Raw genomic sequence first — 16,629 nt, forward strand, 5'->3', positions numbered from 1 at the left:
CGCTGCAGGCCTTCGACATCACCTTCGACGGACGCCTCACCAACAACCGAATCTGACCTCAGAAACCCAACCAGTTACACCGTTTACTGGACAGACCCGTCTGCCGTGATGGGGTACGAGGATGGGCGTCCCGTGGGCTTCTGCTTCGGCGTCCCGCTCGGAGCGGACACGGCCTGGTGGTCCTCGATGAAGGAACATCTGCCCGAGGACTTCACCGCTGAGAATGGCAGGCGGACGGTCGCGCTCAACGAGATCGGCGTACGGAAGCCGTGGCGGAGCGGCGGTATCGCCTGGCGGCTGTCACCTTTGCCGGCTGGTCGGTTTTCGACGTGGCGGTGACGAGGTACAGGCTGGTCTCGTGGTATCGCGATGTGTCTGTTGTGCCCGACGAGATGGCGGCTGTGATTCGCGGGTTCAGGTTGCCGCGAAGTGAGCGAGGCGGTGAAGGCGTCGCGCTTGCCGGGGGTTGATGGACTCGTCTATCGCGGCGATGGTCCGCAGATTGGACGGACGCGATCGTGGTGGTCGACGCCCGCTTCATCCCCCGGTCTGGCGGGACGTCCGTCGTGCTTTGAGGCTGGCGGGTTTGTGCTGTGTGGGTGCTGTGGTGTCAGTCTTCGTCGTCTGCGATGAACTGCATGTCGTCCAGGATGGAGACAACGATGACGATCATGACGCCTTCGAGTACGCCATATTCGATCAACAATGACTCCGCGACCATGGCTTTGCGGCTGTAGTCGTCGGGTCCGATGGGCGCGGAGTGTTTGGTGTAGGGGTCGCGTGCGAGGACGCGGATGCCGCGTGCGAGCTGAGCTTTGCGCTGTTCGGGAAGGGTGTCGCGGACGGCTGCGGCGGCCTCGGTGAACTCGACTCGGTATGCCGGGCGGGTGGGCTGGGGCATGGGCTGGTCTCCTGCAGGCTGAGGCGTGGCTGGCACAGATGATGCATGGTCTGGCAGGTGGCGTCGGGGGTGTTGCGGCATGTATCGGTTACGCGGCATTCGGTGGCTGTGTGCCGTGTGTGCCGTGTGTGCCGTGTGGGCCGTGGTCGAGGAGGGGGTGGGGGTTGTCTGGGCCGGTCGTGCTGGGGTGAGGGGCTCTTGGGGGCGTTCGGCTGTTCGATGCGGTGGCGGTGGTGTAGAGCGGGCCATTGCCACATGGTGTCGATCGGTTCGGCTGGAGGCAACGTCTTCCCCTTGTCTTGGAGTGCTGCTTTTCCGGCTGGATGACTTCCTTATGGGGGGCGGTGCCGTGGTAGCCCGGCTGTTTGGTCCATGGGCTCAAAGGTGTGTCCAGCCGCGGCGCTCGCCAGTGCCGGCCAGGGGTGTCCACACCGGGCCGGAGGGGCCGGCTTCTTCGAGGTCTTCGAGGATGGCGGCGCCGAGCGGAACATGGGAGGCGAGGCGGGTGACCAGGCCGTGGTCGGCGGCCATCCGCCGCAGGTCCGTGATGCGGGCCGTGAGGGTGGCGCGGGGGGCACCGGTGAGGATGAACAGGATGCGGGGGAAGCGGGGGTAGAAGCGCTGCCACGCGGACAGGGCCGCGTTCTGGTCGGCGGCGGTCCCGCGGCGTCCGGCGGGCTGGGGGGTGTAGTCGTGGAAGCGGGCGTAGGTGATGAGCTTGCGGGCGAGGCGTTCGCTGCTCATGGTGGTGCGGTCGATTTCCACGAACGCCCGGTACTGCAGGCGGCGGGGCTGGGTGGCGGTGTAGTGGAGGACGGCGTCGGCGGTGAGCCGGTCCTGGCCGCCGGTGTCGGGCAGCCGGTGGGTGACTTCGGGCATCCAGTCCAGCGGCTGGTATTCGTCGCCCCGTTCGCGTGCCTCGGTGAGGAACGCCAGGTGGGCGCGGACGCCGGCGAGGGTGTGGGCGGCCCGCATGGAGGCCGCGGTGGGACTGGCGATGACGGTGGCGGCACGGCCGCGGAGCTCGGGCCAGTCGGCTGCGACCTGGGCTCCGGCGGCGGTCAGGAAGTGGGCTTTGAGGCCGCTTCGGACGCCCAGCGCAGTGTGCGCGATGAGTCCTTCCGCGCGCAGCGGGGCGAGTACCTTGTGGATCTTCCGGGGCGGGGTGTGAGGCATGAGCATCTGGTGGAGCTGGGTGCTGGTCAGCAGACGGTGCTGGGCGATCAGGGCCAGCGCTTGGTGGGCGTAGGTGTCGGCGGTGCCAGGCTGGATGACGGCGGGTCTGGTCACGCGTAGTGCTCCTGGTTGTGGCCGTCGGTGGTAGTCGGGGTCCGGCCGGTGAGGAATGCGCTTACCCGTTCCTCCTGGCCCGCGGCGAGGGCGCTCTGCTCGGACAGGGGCCGGGCCCCGGTGTTGGCGTGTGCGGCCCGGAGCAGGCCCTGGGTGCGGGACGGTTTCGCGAGGCGGCCGAAGACCTCGTCGAGTTCAGGTCCGCGGATGTGCAGGGGGCCGAGGCGTTTGCCGGCGACGGTGAAGGAGGCGTAGTGCCACCACCGTTCCAGCCCGGCCGCGTCCTGCGCAGTGACGCGGCTCGCCCACTGGGCGGTCACCGGCGTGGTCGCCTCCACGGATCCGGCGGTGGTGGACAGGCAGGAGGCGTTCTGCAGGAGCGCCGCGCGGGTTGCGGGGCTGAGCCGGTGCAGGAGCTGGGTCATGCCGTGCAGGCGCCCGCCGAACTTGCGGAGCTGCTCGGTGATCTCCGCAAGGACGGTGGAAGCACCCCCTCCGTCCAGGGAGATCATCTCGTCCAGGTAGAAGCGGAACGGGTGCCGCTGGCCCTCGGGCAGGTCGCGGCGGGACAGGCCGGCGCGCAGGAAGTCGCGGACGAGCAGGGAGGTCAGCAGCCGGTCGGTCGGGCCGGTGCCGGGCGGGCAGATCCACACCACCTGGCTCTCGTCCATGGCCCGGCGGATGTCGTAGCCGCTGACCGGGCCCCCGAGGAATGCCCGGATCACCGGGTTGGCCCCCAGCCGCTCCAGCGGGTTCAGGACGGTTGCCAGACCGTCCTTGGGCAGGTCGGGGAAGGTGCCGGTCCACCACCGCTGTGCTTGCGGATCGAGCGCGCCGACCACCAGGTACCGAAAAGTCGGGTCGGTCAGGAGCGGCCGGATCTGGAAGACGGTGGCCTGCTGTCCGGGCATGCGGGCGGCGACGGCGAGGGTGTTGACGCAGACCAGGGCCTCCACGGCCTTGGCCAGGATCGTCAGGGCCCGCGGCGCGCTCGCGTCGTCCCACCCCAGGGACGCGGCGATCGCATCGACCACCGCGGCGGACACCTCGTACGGGCGGGGCCGGCCGGACATGTCGAGCAGATTCCAGCAGGCCAGCAAAGAGCTGTCGTCGTGCACGGTGAGGTCGAAAACGGCGATCCGCTCGATGATGTCGTCGTGGGCCAGGTAGCGGGCGACGTCGGTGAGGCAGTCGCCGTGCGGGTCGACGAAGGCCAGCCCCCGCCCGTTGTGGGCGCTGGCGACGGCCTGGACCTGGGCGCGCATGGTTTTGCCCCACCCCGCTTTGCCGGACTGGACCTCGAAGAGGGTGTCGTCCTCGTGGGTGGCCAGCAGCCGCTCCCGTCCGTCCGGGCCCCGGTACCAGCCCTGCGGCAGCAGGTCCTTGCCCACCGTGTAGGTCGGCATGTCGCTCTCCAGCAGCGGCAGGTCCGCCCACGCGGTCGGCGGCTTGAGGAGTCCGGCGATCTCCTCCAGGTGCGCCCACCCGCTCCGGGCCGGCCGCATCAGGGCCTGCTGCCACCGCTGGTCGAACCGCGGCCGCCACGGCCACCGGTCCGGACCGATCCGCACCGGCCCCCGCGACCACCCCTGCGACACAAGACGGGACGGCCCCGCATACACGTCCATGGCCGCGTTGATGCGTGCGAGCCGGGCCTGCGCACGGTCGGCCCTGTCGGAGGCGCAGCGCACCAGGATCTGCACCCGCACCAGCCCGGCCCCTTCGGCGAGTTTGCCCAGCACCGTCTCCCGGTCGACACGGCGCGGCTGCGCAGACACCAGCCGCCGCCCCCGGGGCGCACCCCGCCATTGCGCCGGGTCCAGCAGCCTGCCGACGGTCACGGGCAGCGAGTCGGCCGAGTCCTGGGTGAGCCACCGCGCCTCGCGCTGCGCCTCACGCCGGGCTTCCTCCCGTGCCATGCGCATTGCCTGGGCGCGCCGGACGGCGAGGTGCCAGCGCGAAGCGGGCGACAGGTCGACGCAGACCTCGGCCAGGTCCCCGAGTTCGGAACGCAGGCCGGCCACGGCGTCGATCAGCGGCTGGAGCGGATCGGGCTCCAGCGGGACCTCCCGCAGCCGGGAGCCGGGCTTGCCGCGCAGAGACAGCACGGCCCGCACGACGTATTCGCGATGCTTGTCGGCGATAGGGCCGACCGGCTCGGCCCGGACTCGGAGGCCGTAGGGGGTGGTGGCCAGCAGCGCGTGCGCGCAGGCGGGCGCCTCGACGCGGTAGGCCAGGGCCCGGGTTCCGTCAGCGCGCAGCCGGAGCCGCACTGTGCGGGCCCGGGGCGGAACCCACCACGGGCCGGAGCCGGCGGCCCGGATCAGGAGCATGCCCTGCCGCCAGATCTGCTCGGGACTCGGCTCGAACACGGCACTGGGCACCAGCTCCACGCAGGCCCGCTCGGCCAGTGCCCGCACGGCCAGGCAGTGTTGCAGTGCCTCCCACCCGATCGCGTAGGCGCCGAGGAGGAGCGCCAGCCACCAGGCGCTGGCGAGCCCCCACCGGGCGAGACCGCCGAGCGCGTCGACGATGCTTGCGGCGGTGCCGAGTGCTCCTGCTGCCGTCACGTACGCGTCCATAATCCTTCTCCGTTGCGGATGTAGTGGAGGGCCGCGGTGCGGCCGTCCAGGCAGGTACCGGCCGGGTCCGCGCCGGCCCACACCAGGCGCACCACCGCACCGTCCCGGTCGGGCGCCCGGCGGGCGGTCGCCGCCTGAATGCGCACCCGCGTGTACCGGACGGTCTCGGCCAGCCACGCCGCACGTCCAGCCGCCACCAGGCGCTGCTCGTCGGCGGGCGGAAGGTCGGGCCGGCTGGCCCGATCCAGGGCCTGCTGGATGAGCGGGTCGGCTGCCGGGCCCGAACCGGGCGGCGGGAGCTCGCTCGCCGGTGCCGCACCGCCCGGCCAGCCGGCGGGGCTTGGCGGGAGGGCCGTCGGCGCATCGGCCGCCGGCTGAGGTGAGCCAGATGGGGCCACGACTTCGGGAGCCACCGTCGGAGCGCTCGCACTGGACGGTGCAGGCCCAGCCGGAGCCGGGACCGCGCCCGCGGGACGGTCCGCGGGCGCGGCGAAGCCCCGCGAGCCGGGGGCCTGGCCAATGGTGGTGGAGGCGGGGCCGGCCGACAGCATCCAGATTCCGATGCCGGCGAGGAGGACGGCCGCGGCCAGGAGGCGGCCGCCGGCCCGCCAGGAGGAGGTGTTCACAGCAGCCGTGCCCCTCCCGCGTAGTCGGGCAGGGCCGTGACCGGGTCGATGCGGACGGGCTTCCCGGGCCGGGGCGCGTTGATCATCTGTCCGTCTCCGAGGTAGAGGCCGACGTGGTGGATGGTGGAGTCGTTGGCGGGGCTGTAGCCGTAGAAGACGAGATCGCCCGGCAGCAGCGCACCGATGCCCGCCGAGGCGGGGATGCGGCGCCCGGCGCCGGCCTGCGCGGCGGCGGTACGCGGCAGGTTGATCCCGGCCTGGGCGTAGGCGTAGAGGGTCAGGCCGGAGCAGTCGAAGCCGTTGACGGTGCGGCCGTCCTGCCCGCCGGGAGAGCAGCAGATCCCGGTGGAGCGGCCGCGGGCGTTGCCGCCGCCCCAGGAGTAGGGGATGCCCTGCTGGGCGAGCGCGGCCTGGATGACGGCCCCCGCGCTCCCGGCAGGCATCTGCGGGCTGGCGCCGAGCGCGTCGTACCGGTCGATCCCCCAGAGGACGTCGTCGACGTACGCCCGCGACCGGTTGTAGGTGTGGATCGCCGCGCGCAGCTGCTCGCGGCCGGTGAGGTCGCGGCCCTTCCCGCACAGGTAGACGGCGGCGGAGGCCGCGGCGTCGTCGGCGTTGTGCGGGTTGGCGACGCCATCGCGGTTGCCGTCCTTGCCGTAGGCGCGGAACGTCTCGGGCAGGAACTGGAAGGGGCCGACGGCCCGTTCGTATGCGCTGTCGCCGTCCCACTGGCCGTTGTCGGTGTCGCGGACAGCGGTGGTGTTGCCGCCGGCACCGGAGCCGTCCAGCCGGGGGCCGGTGATGGGCGGGGTGATGTCTCCGCCCGCGCTGACGGTGCGGCCTAAGGCGTGGTCGGACTCCACCCGGGCGATCCCGGCGAGGATCTGCCAGCGCATCCCGCGGCAGTCCGGTACGTGCGCATTGATCTGGGAGGCGCCGGTGAGGTAGGCGGCCAGCATGCGCGGGGGAATTCCGGCCGCTGCCGCGTCGATACCGGCACCTGCCGCGGGCGCGTTCTGGCTGCGGGCCGCTGCCAGCAGGACGGGCCCGGTGCAGCACACCGCGGCGACGAGCAGCAGCAGCGTGAGGCAGCCCGTCTTCTTCCACCGCTTCACCGGCCGTCTTCCTCACGGCGCCGGCGGGCGGCGGCCGCGCGCTCGGCGAAGATCCGGCGCAGCCGGGCCGCATCCGCCTCGGCCTCCGCGCCACCCCGGTCCTCCGCGGGCACCTGGCCGGCGGCCTGGGGCCGGGCTTGCGGTGCCTGCCCGCGCGCTCCGACCATATGGCTGCGGCCCGGGCTGATGCCGCCTTCTGCTGGGAGGGCAGGGCCGGACACGGGGGAGGGACGGCGGCCGCCGGGGGTGCGCGGGGCGGACACGCTGGTGTCCGGGCGGCTGACCGGGGTGCCGGTCAGCGGCGCCGCATGGACGGCCGCCGCGAGGGCGGTGTCCCGGATGGTGCCGGCCGGGTCGTGGACCTGCCAGGCGGTGGCCAGGGCCTGCCCGGCGTGGCCGACGGGCTGCATCCAGCGGTCTGCGTCCTGGCGGACCTGGCGGGAGGCGACCCTCAACTGGGTGCGCGCGTCGGTGGTGAACTCCGAGGCCGCCGCACGCGTTGTCGACAGGGTGCGGGGCAGCCCCAGGGTTGCGCCGTAGGCGACGCGGGCGGTGCGGGACGCGACGCGGTAGCCGCGCAGCCGGCTGGCCCGGGCATGGATCCGGGATCCCAGCAGCGGCCGGTCGGTGGCCGGGTCGTGGAGGATCTCGCCCGTCCACTCGTCCACCACCATCTCCCCGCCATCCGCACCGCCCCCGGCCCGGCCCGCGGCCGTGACCTTCGCGTACGCGTGCAGCCGGGCCGCGGCCGGATGCCGGCCGGGCGGCGGCCCGATGAGTGCGGTGTGCGCGGCGCGCAGCGCGATGGCCAGCGGTGCAATTCCGCGTCGTCCCTCGGCGACGGCGTCACCGAGCAGCCGGCCGGGGTTCATCGGCATGCCCGCGGGGTCGGAGAGCGCGGCGAAGCTGCCCAGAGACCGCAACCGGGCACCGAACGCCCCGTGCGCCGCAGAAGCTCCGCCCCCCAGCCCGCCGGATCCACTGCCCGGGGTGGGGCCGTGCATGGCGAGGGCTGCGCCGAGTTCGGAGTTGTCGCCGGGCAGGTGGCTGCCGCCGACCTTCGCGTAGCGCATGCGGGTCGCCATGCGCTGCCCGAATCCGGCCGTCGCCCGCAGGATCCGCCGGTGCAGCACCAAAAACGCGAGCGCGAGGGCGTCGACGAGGAAGAGGCGCTCCATCATCTGGTCGGGGCCGCTGTCGGCGAGGATCGCGTCCACGGCGATTCCGAACAGGGGGAGCGCCATGGCGGCCATGAACGACACCAGCGCGGAGACAACGAATACCCCCAGCCACCGCCAGAGCAGCATCCGGGAGGGGCCGGGCAGCATCGCCCACACCCACGCGATCGGTCCGCCGGCTGCTGCGGCGGCGTCGGCGCCCTGGGCGCCGAGCATGACCACCGACATCGAGACGACCATGAGCGTGACGACAAGGGCGGCAATCAGCAGGGCCAGGACGCCCCACACCCGGTCCCACGACGGCTGCTGCGCGTACGCGGCCGCGGACTTGCCGACGCCGCCGGCGCCCTCCAGGTCCTGGACCAACCCGGGAAAGCCGCTTTTGCCGAGGACCTGTTCGCGGCACCGCTTCTCGCTCTGCGGGTCCAGGTGCTCGCAGTTCCCGGCCTTCTCCCGCTGCTTCTGCGCGTCTTGGCAGTACGTCTTCGATGGGCCGTCGAGCAGCGCGCACGGGTCGTCCCCATCGGCCGGCTGCGCGGCTGTCTGGCCGGCCGCGTTGCCCTTGACCCACTTCAAGTGCGCCCCGTACGCGGCCTTCTGCCCCTCCTTATTCGGGTCCAGGATCCGCCCGTACTGCAGGAGCATGTAGGGCTTGACGACGAGGGCGTCCGTCAGGGCGGCCTGGATCGGTGCGGTGACGGTCTTGGCGTCGGCCTGCTCGGCCACGCACGCGTCGTGGGCGGGGCCGACCGCGGTGTCGCAGGGCCGGCCCCCGCGGGCGGGGGTGTCGAAGTAGGAAGCGGTGGTGATGGAGGCTACCTCGATGGCGGCCTGGTGGGTCTGCTGCAGCGGCCCGTCCTTGCCCAGCAGGTAGTCGGGCCGTACGAACGCACTGGCGGCCAGCGCCGCGATCACCAGGGTCAGGACGATTTCACCCAGCCCCTTGCCGGCCTTCCCGCGGACGAAGAGGACCAGGCCGAAGACGAACGCCCACGCCAGCAGAAGGCCTTCGAGGCCGAGAGCGCCGACGACGTGCCGCTGGTAGGCATCGGCGAGACGCTGCGCCGGATCGGCAAGGAGGCGCAGCACGGGGAAGTCGAGGACGGCAGCGCTCGCCCAGCCGGACAGACCGACCAGCAGCCGCACCAGGGTGAACAGGCCGTTCAGTAGGAGCCGCTGTGTTTCGCCGATGACGTCGAACGGCATGCTGTTGCCCACGACGACGTCCTCGACACGCTCCCCGACGGTCTGGGAGGCGACGCTGCTCTCCAGCTGGTAGCCGCTGAGCGGCACGCCCTCACGGGTGACGATGTCCAGCGGCCCGAGCAGGCCCCCGCCGGTCCCGGATCCGTCGGCGGCCGCGGCCACTGCGGTGTTGGTCACCAGGAAAACGACGGTCAGCAGCGCCACGAATCCCGCGGACCTCAGCGTGCCGTGGTCGAACCGGCCTCGTACGCGCATCACTGGGTACCACCCGCGGCCTGTGCCGGGGAGCGGCCCGGGGTGGTGAAGATGTTCTCCTGCAGGCGGGCGACGGGCGGGACGACGACCTTGATCCGGCCGGCCTGCATCCGCGGGTCGCGCAGCAGCATCTCGCCCTCCCGGCCGGCCTGCCCGACCGGGGACAGGCCAGTGGTCACCAGCTGGATCAGGTCCTCGTCCGTCTCGTCCAGACCGAGGAACTGCAAGCCCCGGGCCGCGCGGGCGCTGTCGGCGGTGCGGGCCAGGAACCGGTAGGCGATCAAACCTGCGTCCTTGCCCAGCTCGCTCTCGTCGTGGGCACCGAGGAACACCCCAGCGCCGTGCTTGCGGCCGTCGTGGAGGATCTCGTGGACCAGGGCAGCGCCTTCGGCGGAGGAGGTGAGCCAGTAGCACTCGTCCAGCGCGACCAGGCAGAACCGTCCCGGGTCGGTGAACGCTGCCTGCCGGGCGATGGCCGCGATCAGGTACAGCACGGCGCGACCGATCAGGGCCTCCAGCGGCTGCTGGCGCAGGACCTCGACGTCGGCGAACGCCTCCCGCGGGGGCAGGGTGAGGCCGGTGGTGGTGACCACCACCATGTCGGCGCCCATATCGCCGTCCAGGCTGACCGCGGGCAGGCCGGGGTCGAACACCATCGCCGCGAGGGGGTTGCCGGCGACGATCCGCAGCAGGTCGGCCATGGCCGCCGCCGCGTCCGCACGACTGCTGCTCCCGGCCGCAGCCAGCGACGCCAAGACGTCCAGGACCTTGCCCATGGACGGCTCCGGCCCGCCGGACACCTCCTCCACCGCGTGATGCAGGACCGCGCCGGCCGCGGTCATCGCCCCCACCCCCAGCTGGAGGGTCAGATAGGACAGGGCGTAGTGGGCACCGGCCGGGCCGCCGAACACCCGCAAAGGGTCGATGGAGATCCTGGCCCGGGCAGCGTCGATGACCTGGCAGCGCCCGCCCACCGCGGCCCGGGCAAAGCCCGCCCACTCGCGGATCGGGGTCCGGTCGATCACGATCGCCCTGCCGCCCCGGTCCACGACCGCGGAGGTGACCAGCTTCTCCAGCACGCTCTTGCCGCTGCCCAGATCACCGATCACAGCGCTGGACGCGGACGCGTTGACCTGCGGCGCGTCGGCCGGATTGAGCAGAACGGGGCGGATCGTGCCGCTGCCCAGGTCGTGCCCGATGAGCATCCCGGCCGGATCACCCACCCGCGACAGGGTCAGCGCCCCACTGGCAGCCCAGTCCTGCGACAGCTGGTGCTGGGTGAACTGCCCCAGCTTCGCCGCCCGCACAGCGCCCGGCAGTCCCAGAGCGAAGAGTTCCTCCTGCATCCCGTAGGGGCGCTCCACCCGGTAGTCACCGCCCGACAGGGCCGCAGACAGCTCTCGCGCCCGCACATCACAGGTCGCCGCGTCGGGCCCCCACACGCTGAGGACCGTCACGGACTGCACCTCGACCTCGACCGAAGTCCGCGCCATCCGCGCGTCCTGCTCGGCCAGATCCCCGGCCGCCTCCGGCAGCGAATGCGGCATCCCCGTCGGCTGCGCCCCGTACTGCTCGGCCTGGTCCAGCAGTTCACGCTTCTTGCGCTGCACCTGCTCCCGCGCCCTCCTCGCAGGCACCACCCGCAGGTCCACCGCGACATCGACCGGGAACGGCAGACCCTCCAGCTGCGCCAGGACGTCCGCGCTCTGCACCGCCACCGCCGGCGGGAGCTCAGCGAGCACCAAGTGCGCCTGGTAGCCGGTGCCGGCGTCGGACTCGACCTGCAGCCACCTGCGGCCCAGGGGCGAGGACGCACCCGAACGCCACCACGGCGTCCGGTCCGCCTTCGCGGGCCCGGCGAGGTCCCGGCCGCCCTCGGCGAGACGGATCTGCCCGAGGTCGGCGTAGGAGGGAGAGGACAGCTGCCCGTCGCGGACACGGCTGCCGAACAAGGGGCTGTGCTCGGCGTCGCCCAGCAGCGGCTCCTCCGCCAAGCCCCGGTGCACGGCGTGCTGCAGCATCCACACGATCTCCGCCGGCGACGCCGGGCGCATGCCGAGACCGCCGCCCAACGAAGTCTGCACCCGCCCGGCCTCCTCCACCGCAGCCCGCACCTGCGCCTCCGGTACCGCCACCGGCGGCAGATCCAGCACCGCCGACAGCTCCGCGTACAGGGCACCGAGGGAGATACCGGTGGCGGACTTCTTCGCCGCGAGGGGGATGGCGAGCCACACGGTCCGCTCGTGCATCTCCTGACCGGTCAGCAGGTCCACCGCGGCCGCGCAGGTCTGCGCCCACGCGGGCAGCCGCTGCCAGTCGACCCCCGCAACCATGCGCTCGGCCACCTCGCCCGGGTCGGTACGGGCCGCCAGCACGAACAGGCGCGGCTCCATCCCCGGCATCGAGCGGACCAGTGAGGTGACCCGGCCGAGAAGCTCCTGATGGACCCGCGCGGGAAGGTAGCCACCGGGCAGGGGTGTCACCCGCCACAACGCCCACACCTGCGACGTGGTCGACCAGAGCAGATGGCCGTGGACGTGCCGGAAAGGCGTCCGCATCACGCCACCCCCTGTCCCGCGCCTGCCAGTAGCCGCGACAGACCCGAACCAACGGCCGCAGCAACCGGCAGCGGAGTCACAGCTGCCGCGGGCACGACGGACGGTGCCTCGCTGACGACCGTGGGCACGAGCGGCTCGACGGCCGACGCGAGGGTGAAGCGACAGCGCAGGTACGAAGGGCGCCGCTCGCGGGCGACCCGGCCGCCCACCCTCCCGGCCGGATGCCGGATGAGAAGGACCAGCACGCCGAGCAACGCGGTGAACGGGTTCTGCCCGGCGATCTGCGCACCGCGCACCGCCCACACCGACGCGATCCACAGCACCACCGGGACCGGACCCGCCCACGACCACCACGCATACGCCTTGACCAGAGCGAAAGCCCCGCCGCCCAGCACCACCAGCTGCGCCGGCGTGTACGGGCCGAACGGCACCGTCCAGTCGCCCAGCCTGCCCAGCACCCACGGGTGCCGGCGCGCGCTGGTATAGACCCGGGCAACACCCTGCCGGCTCACCACGTACCGCCATCCGCATCGGCGCGCGCAGCGACCACCACGACGGCCTGGCCGGTGCTCTTGGCCGGGTTCTTGATCTCGTCGGAGAAGATCGACGCGAGCGAATCACGCGAGTTGTAGATACCGAGGGCGATCACCAGCGCGATAAGCGCACCGATACCCGCCTTGAGAGAGAACCTCCGCGCGACGGTGACCACGACCACCAGCGTCAGCGCGGCCTTGAGCCCACTGTCGGCCCAGCCGGCCAGGGTCCCGATCAGAGAATCGCCGAGCGCGTCCAGCTGCCCGGCCAACACCACAGAGTTCAGCGTGTTCACCGCCCACCACCCAAGACGGCCGCAGAGGAAGGGGAGTCCGCTCCGGCGGGCAGGTCGGCGATACCGGCCTCCAGCGCGCTGACCTCCCACCGCCCGGCACGGGCGGTCACCTCCGCCCGGTAGACCAGCGGCCACCGGACCCCCAGCCTGTCCTCACCGCTCACCCGGATACGCACCCGCGCCTTCGTCCCGTCAGCAGGAACAGCCGACGCAGTGGCGGCCTCGGCGTCGGTGAGAACATCGATGACCTCGGCGCGCACGTACACCGCGGTCTTCGGCGCCGACACCCGCAGCCCCGGCGACAGATACCGCTCCAGGCCGCCGCCCTGCCCCCCGCCGAGGTACGCACGGACGAATTCACCCAGCGACGTCTCCAGCGCGCCGCCCGCGGGGACCCGGCGAAGGAACTGCGCATCAGGAACGGCAGCCGCATCGGGGGCGGCGACCTCGGCCGGTGCACCGCCGATCGCGACCGGCGTGCCCTCGGCGCCGCCGGTCCCAGACACCGCGTAGTACCGCACGAGAGGCGCCCCCGTGTGCGGACTGCCTGCGGGGGCCGGCCCGGCCTGGTCCCGCAGGGCCGCGACCACCACCGTCCACGTCCCAGACCCGACCACCGTGCGGACGGCGACCACCCGTCCCCCGGCCGCCGCCGGGGCCTCGGCGGAGCGGGGCCGCTTGGGCAGGTCCACTTCAGGAGCGAGCGCCCGCACAGCGGACGCGATGCTGCCGTCGGTGTCGGACCCGTCGGCGCGCAGCCACAGGTCCACGAACAGCTCCGCCACGCCCCGGGGATCGGCCGGGGCGTGCGCTTCGGCGGGGTGCGGCGCGGGCGCGGCCTGCACCGCAGCGGTCGGCGGCGCGTAGAGCGTGGCGGCCAGGGCGAGCGGGCCGGCGCCCAGAGCGCTCCACATCGCGAAGCGGACCAGCCGGGGCCCGCAGGGTGCTGTGCGCACCGGAACGGTCTCGGGGCGGAGCTTGCGCAGCGGCAGCAGAGGCCAGTCGGCGACACGGCTGCGCCGGCTGTGAGGAGGAGGTGTGGGGGCCATGGGGTGCCTTCCGGGTGGGTGTTGTGCTCTGCCCTCACAAAACGGCGGCGTCCTCACCGGTCGGCTCACCATGACAACCCCGGCCGCATCACGACTGGAACCAGCCCGTAGCGGGGACTTCCCAGAAAGATCCCCAACGCAGGTCAGAGGTGGGCTTGATCCAAGGCCGGATAGTTAACGTAATCGTGCTGGCGGCAAGGGGCCGTCCTGGCCTGTGCGGTAGGTGGCGGGTCCGGTTTTGCAGATGAGGCCGTTGCGGGCCCATCGGTCGAGCTGCCGTCGCATGGTTGCGAGGGTGATGTCGCGGGGGTGCCAGTGGCGGTCGGGTTCTGTGTCGAGCAGTCCAGGACGCGCTGCCGGCGGCGGTTGCCGAGCAGGGCGTGGCGGCCGTCGTGTGGGGCAGTGGGCAGGTCAGGATCGGGCTCGAGGATGGTGATGGCCAGGCCGGTGACAGTGCGGCTGGGGTCCGGGCGGCCGTCTTGTCGGCGGTCGCTTGACCTTGCGGGTGCTGACGCGGGGCCGCCTGGGCGGGAGGAACTGGTCCAGGCTCCGCCGGCCGCCCGAGACCTTGCCGTCCAGGCCACAGGCATCACGGACACGGCACGACCGGCGTCATCGGTATGCAGGGCGGTGGTGAAGCCGCAGCGGTCCGGGTCAGTGCCGGGCCGGGACTCGGCGGCCTCCACCATGACCGCCCGCAGGGCGCGGCAGAGCATGAGCACGGCCCGCATCTCCTGCTCGACGCCGACGGGCCCGCCAGAGCAGAGCACGCGGCCCTGCCAGAGGGGGTGCCGCAGCGCGAAGTATGCGGACTCGTGCTCCCAGCGCTGGTGGCAGAGGGCGGCCAGGGTTCCGGCGAAGTAGCGGCGTCCGTCGGTCAAGGCGGCGGCGAGGCGAGAGGAGCCAGGGAAGGAGATCCCGTCCTTGCAGGTCACGGTGATGGTCGCTTCGACGATGCGGACAAAGGACGGTACCGAGGACGGACAGGTCGGAGCCGTCCGCGAGGCAGGCCAGGACCGGGGCGCGGCAGCTGGCGCGGATCCGGCCCAGGAACTGGGCGCCGGTATCGGCCACCGCGGCCAGGAAGGCGCTGGCGTCGAAGCCCTTGTCCCACAAGGCCAGCATGCCGGGGCGCAGGTGGTGCAGCAGTCGGCGGGCGCAGCCGGTCCCACCGACCCCGGTGGGACCGAACACTGCGCCGGTCATGGCCCGGGTGCCGGTCTCCACCAGGGTCATCAGCCCCCCACCGGGTAGCCGCCTCGGCTCTGCGGTCCCAACCGGACCTCACTCCTGTCGCTCTCGGAGACCTTGATAGAGCTGTACCCGGCAAGGAGACCGTGCGGAACGGTCCGAACTGCACGCCGCGTGCCGTCGGCCGGGCCAGCGGCCCAGCCAGTACTTCGAACAGGTTCCGCATCGTCGCGATACGGCGCCGCAGGGCCTTCGCGTCGGCCACGCGATCTGCAGCCCTTCCTCTGCCAGCGCCGCGGTCAGCTCCTGCCGCACCAGCCGGTAGCCGGCCTCCGGAAACAGGCACATCGCGGCATGAATACACCCCCACCCGAGTGGGAAGATCCCGCAGTCGGCGTTGCACGGTCAACGTCTCTTCCAGGACGGCGCCGGCGAGTTCGAAGGGCAGCACCCGGGTCAGCTCACCCAGACGACCGGGAGCGAACCGGCCTCCGGCCACCGTGAACTGGCGGGCCACGGTCGCCAGACCCGGCGGCGAGGCACAGTGACGTACAGGCAACGGAGCTTCGTGGGCGGCAGAAGTCTTGGCGGACTACCTGCTCCAACGGGGCTCCGTTGCCCACGTGCCCCCGCCGCAACACCTGCCAACTCGCCTGCCACCAAGCACGAAGGCGTCAACTACCCGGCCTTGGGGCTTGATCCGCTATGACGGACATCAGGTCAGGGGCTCCTGCGCCCCGGAAGAATGATGTTCATCATGGAGAGCACGGGGAAGAAGAAGCCGCGTCCTCGCCGCTCGTTCACGCCGGAGTCCAAGACCGAGACCGCCGGGCTGTGCCGTCGGGGCGGCCGTTCGGCCGGCCAGCTCGCCGAGGAATTCGACCTGGCCGAGACCGCGGTGGGGGAGGTCGAGGTCGACGCGGGTGAACGGGACGGTCTCACCAGCAGCGAACGCGAGGAGCTGGCGGCACTGCAGCGTGGGAACCGCAGGCTGCGGGAGGACGCCGGCATCCTCAGGCGTGCGACGGTGAGTTCAACCCGTCAGCGCAACAGCGTCGCTGAAAATCCTCAATATTGCGAGGGCTTATGCACCGGATTGTTGCAGCAAGCAATATCCGGCACAGCGCCGGGATCCCCCCTCAAGCCCCCGAGTGTGTTATGTGTTAAGAAAATCTTCTTTCTTTACTCTCGTCATCGACCTTACGACTCCGGAGTTTGCTATCACATTAAGGGATGTGAGCCATTCCGGCTTTTCTGAGCTGCTGTGCTCATGATTTTCGTTCATCCGCCTTACGGTTTTCTGGAATTCATTGGCTGTCTGGCGTATGTCTGCTACTAGAACGTCAGTCACTCGCTCGTCGAGTGCACGTGAAAGGACCGACATGATACCCAGGTCGGTCAGCGCTTGCTCGATGTCGAACTTAACCCAGAATAGTAGAGCATGGTTCCTGTCGTCTTCCGACAGGTTGCGGATTTTCTTATGTGCGGCCGCTGCCCTGTCGTAGATGAAGCTGGATTCAACCCCGAAAACCCTATAGAAGGGGCTTCCTCCTGCTTCGCGGAGGGCTGCAGCGCTTGTCGGCAATTGCAGCCTCGACGCTTCACTACCTATAGAGGACTCCTTGGAACCCTTCTCTGCGTGCTTCGCCGAGCCTGGAACGCGATCGATGGCATACACCTCTGGATCCTCAACGTGGAGGCCGTGCTGCCGACGGATGCGCAAAGTTATATTTCCGGTGGGGTCGGTGTGTTCGATGGGGTTGGCTGCGTAGGCTTGGTATTTGTTGAGGGGTGTGGGGTGGGGGTCGCGGGTGGTGAAGCGGCCGGTTTCGGGGTGGTAGAGGCGTGC

The 16,629-nt window shown here is 71.6% G+C and carries 12 protein-coding genes and 1 pseudogene; 1 reads left to right on the top strand and 12 read right to left on the bottom strand.

What is annotated here, in order from left to right:
* Positions 1-339 (top strand): annotated as a pseudogene (locus IF89_RS48040) (hypothetical protein); the annotation flags it as partial.
* 271 nt (positions 340-610) lie between these two features.
* Here the strand turns inward: IF89_RS48040 and IF89_RS44980 are convergent.
* From IF89_RS44980 to IF89_RS44985, 12 genes are all read right to left on the bottom strand, one after another.
* The gene (locus IF89_RS44980) at positions 611-901 is read right to left on the bottom strand and encodes a hypothetical protein (RefSeq protein WP_030775629.1); all 291 of its coding nucleotides are present in this window, start codon (positions 899-901) and stop codon (positions 611-613) included.
* A 378-nt stretch (positions 902-1,279) separates the two neighbouring features.
* Positions 1,280-2,191: a replication-relaxation family protein gene (locus IF89_RS0132285; protein WP_030775632.1), complete on the bottom strand. Its 912-nt coding sequence runs from the start codon at positions 2,189-2,191 to the stop codon at positions 1,280-1,282.
* Positions 2,188-4,773, bottom strand: coding sequence for a hypothetical protein (locus IF89_RS0132290; RefSeq protein ID WP_030775636.1), 2,586 nt, complete (start codon positions 4,771-4,773; stop codon positions 2,188-2,190). The genes IF89_RS0132285 and IF89_RS0132290 overlap by 4 nt, the downstream gene beginning before the upstream one ends.
* Complete coding sequence (locus IF89_RS48045; protein ID WP_051807958.1) at positions 4,758-5,399, bottom strand: hypothetical protein; 642 nt, start codon at positions 5,397-5,399, stop codon at positions 4,758-4,760. Before IF89_RS48045 ends, IF89_RS0132290 begins: the two co-directional genes overlap by 16 nt.
* A complete protein-coding gene (locus IF89_RS0132300; protein WP_030775643.1) occupies positions 5,396-6,514 on the bottom strand; it encodes an NlpC/P60 family protein in 1,119 nt (372 codons plus the stop codon). The genes IF89_RS48045 and IF89_RS0132300 overlap by 4 nt, the downstream gene beginning before the upstream one ends.
* On the bottom strand, positions 6,511-9,153 hold the full coding sequence (locus tag IF89_RS0132305) for a hypothetical protein (protein ID WP_030775646.1): 2,643 nt from the start codon (positions 9,151-9,153) through the stop codon (positions 6,511-6,513). Before IF89_RS0132305 ends, IF89_RS0132300 begins: the two co-directional genes overlap by 4 nt.
* Complete coding sequence (locus IF89_RS0132310; RefSeq protein ID WP_030775649.1) at positions 9,153-11,711, bottom strand: ATP-binding protein; 2,559 nt, start codon at positions 11,709-11,711, stop codon at positions 9,153-9,155. Before IF89_RS0132310 ends, IF89_RS0132305 begins: the two co-directional genes overlap by 1 nt.
* Positions 11,711-12,226, bottom strand: coding sequence for a hypothetical protein (locus tag IF89_RS0132315; RefSeq protein WP_030775653.1), 516 nt, complete (start codon positions 12,224-12,226; stop codon positions 11,711-11,713). The genes IF89_RS0132310 and IF89_RS0132315 overlap by 1 nt, the downstream gene beginning before the upstream one ends.
* Positions 12,220-12,540: a hypothetical protein gene (locus IF89_RS0132320; protein WP_051807960.1), complete on the bottom strand. Its 321-nt coding sequence runs from the start codon at positions 12,538-12,540 to the stop codon at positions 12,220-12,222. Before IF89_RS0132320 ends, IF89_RS0132315 begins: the two co-directional genes overlap by 7 nt.
* Entirely contained in the window at positions 12,537-13,589 is a 1,053-nt protein-coding gene (locus IF89_RS0132325) for a conjugal transfer protein (RefSeq protein ID WP_158717979.1), read from the bottom strand. Before IF89_RS0132325 ends, IF89_RS0132320 begins: the two co-directional genes overlap by 4 nt.
* Before the next feature lie 931 nt (positions 13,590-14,520).
* Positions 14,521-15,297 carry a transposase domain-containing protein gene (locus tag IF89_RS49720; protein WP_158717980.1) on the bottom strand — a complete coding sequence of 259 codons (777 nt, stop codon included), beginning with the start codon at positions 15,295-15,297 and terminating at the stop codon, positions 14,521-14,523.
* Positions 15,298-15,936: 639 nt separating this feature from the next.
* The coding region (locus IF89_RS44985; RefSeq protein ID WP_199820592.1) for an RHS repeat-associated core domain-containing protein at positions 15,937-16,629 on the bottom strand (693 nt) is incomplete at its 5' end.

Origin of the sequence: Streptomyces sp. NRRL F-2664, assembly GCF_000719345.1 — a bacterium.
In the GTDB taxonomy this organism is placed as follows: Bacteria; Actinomycetota; Actinomycetes; order Streptomycetales; family Streptomycetaceae; genus Streptomyces.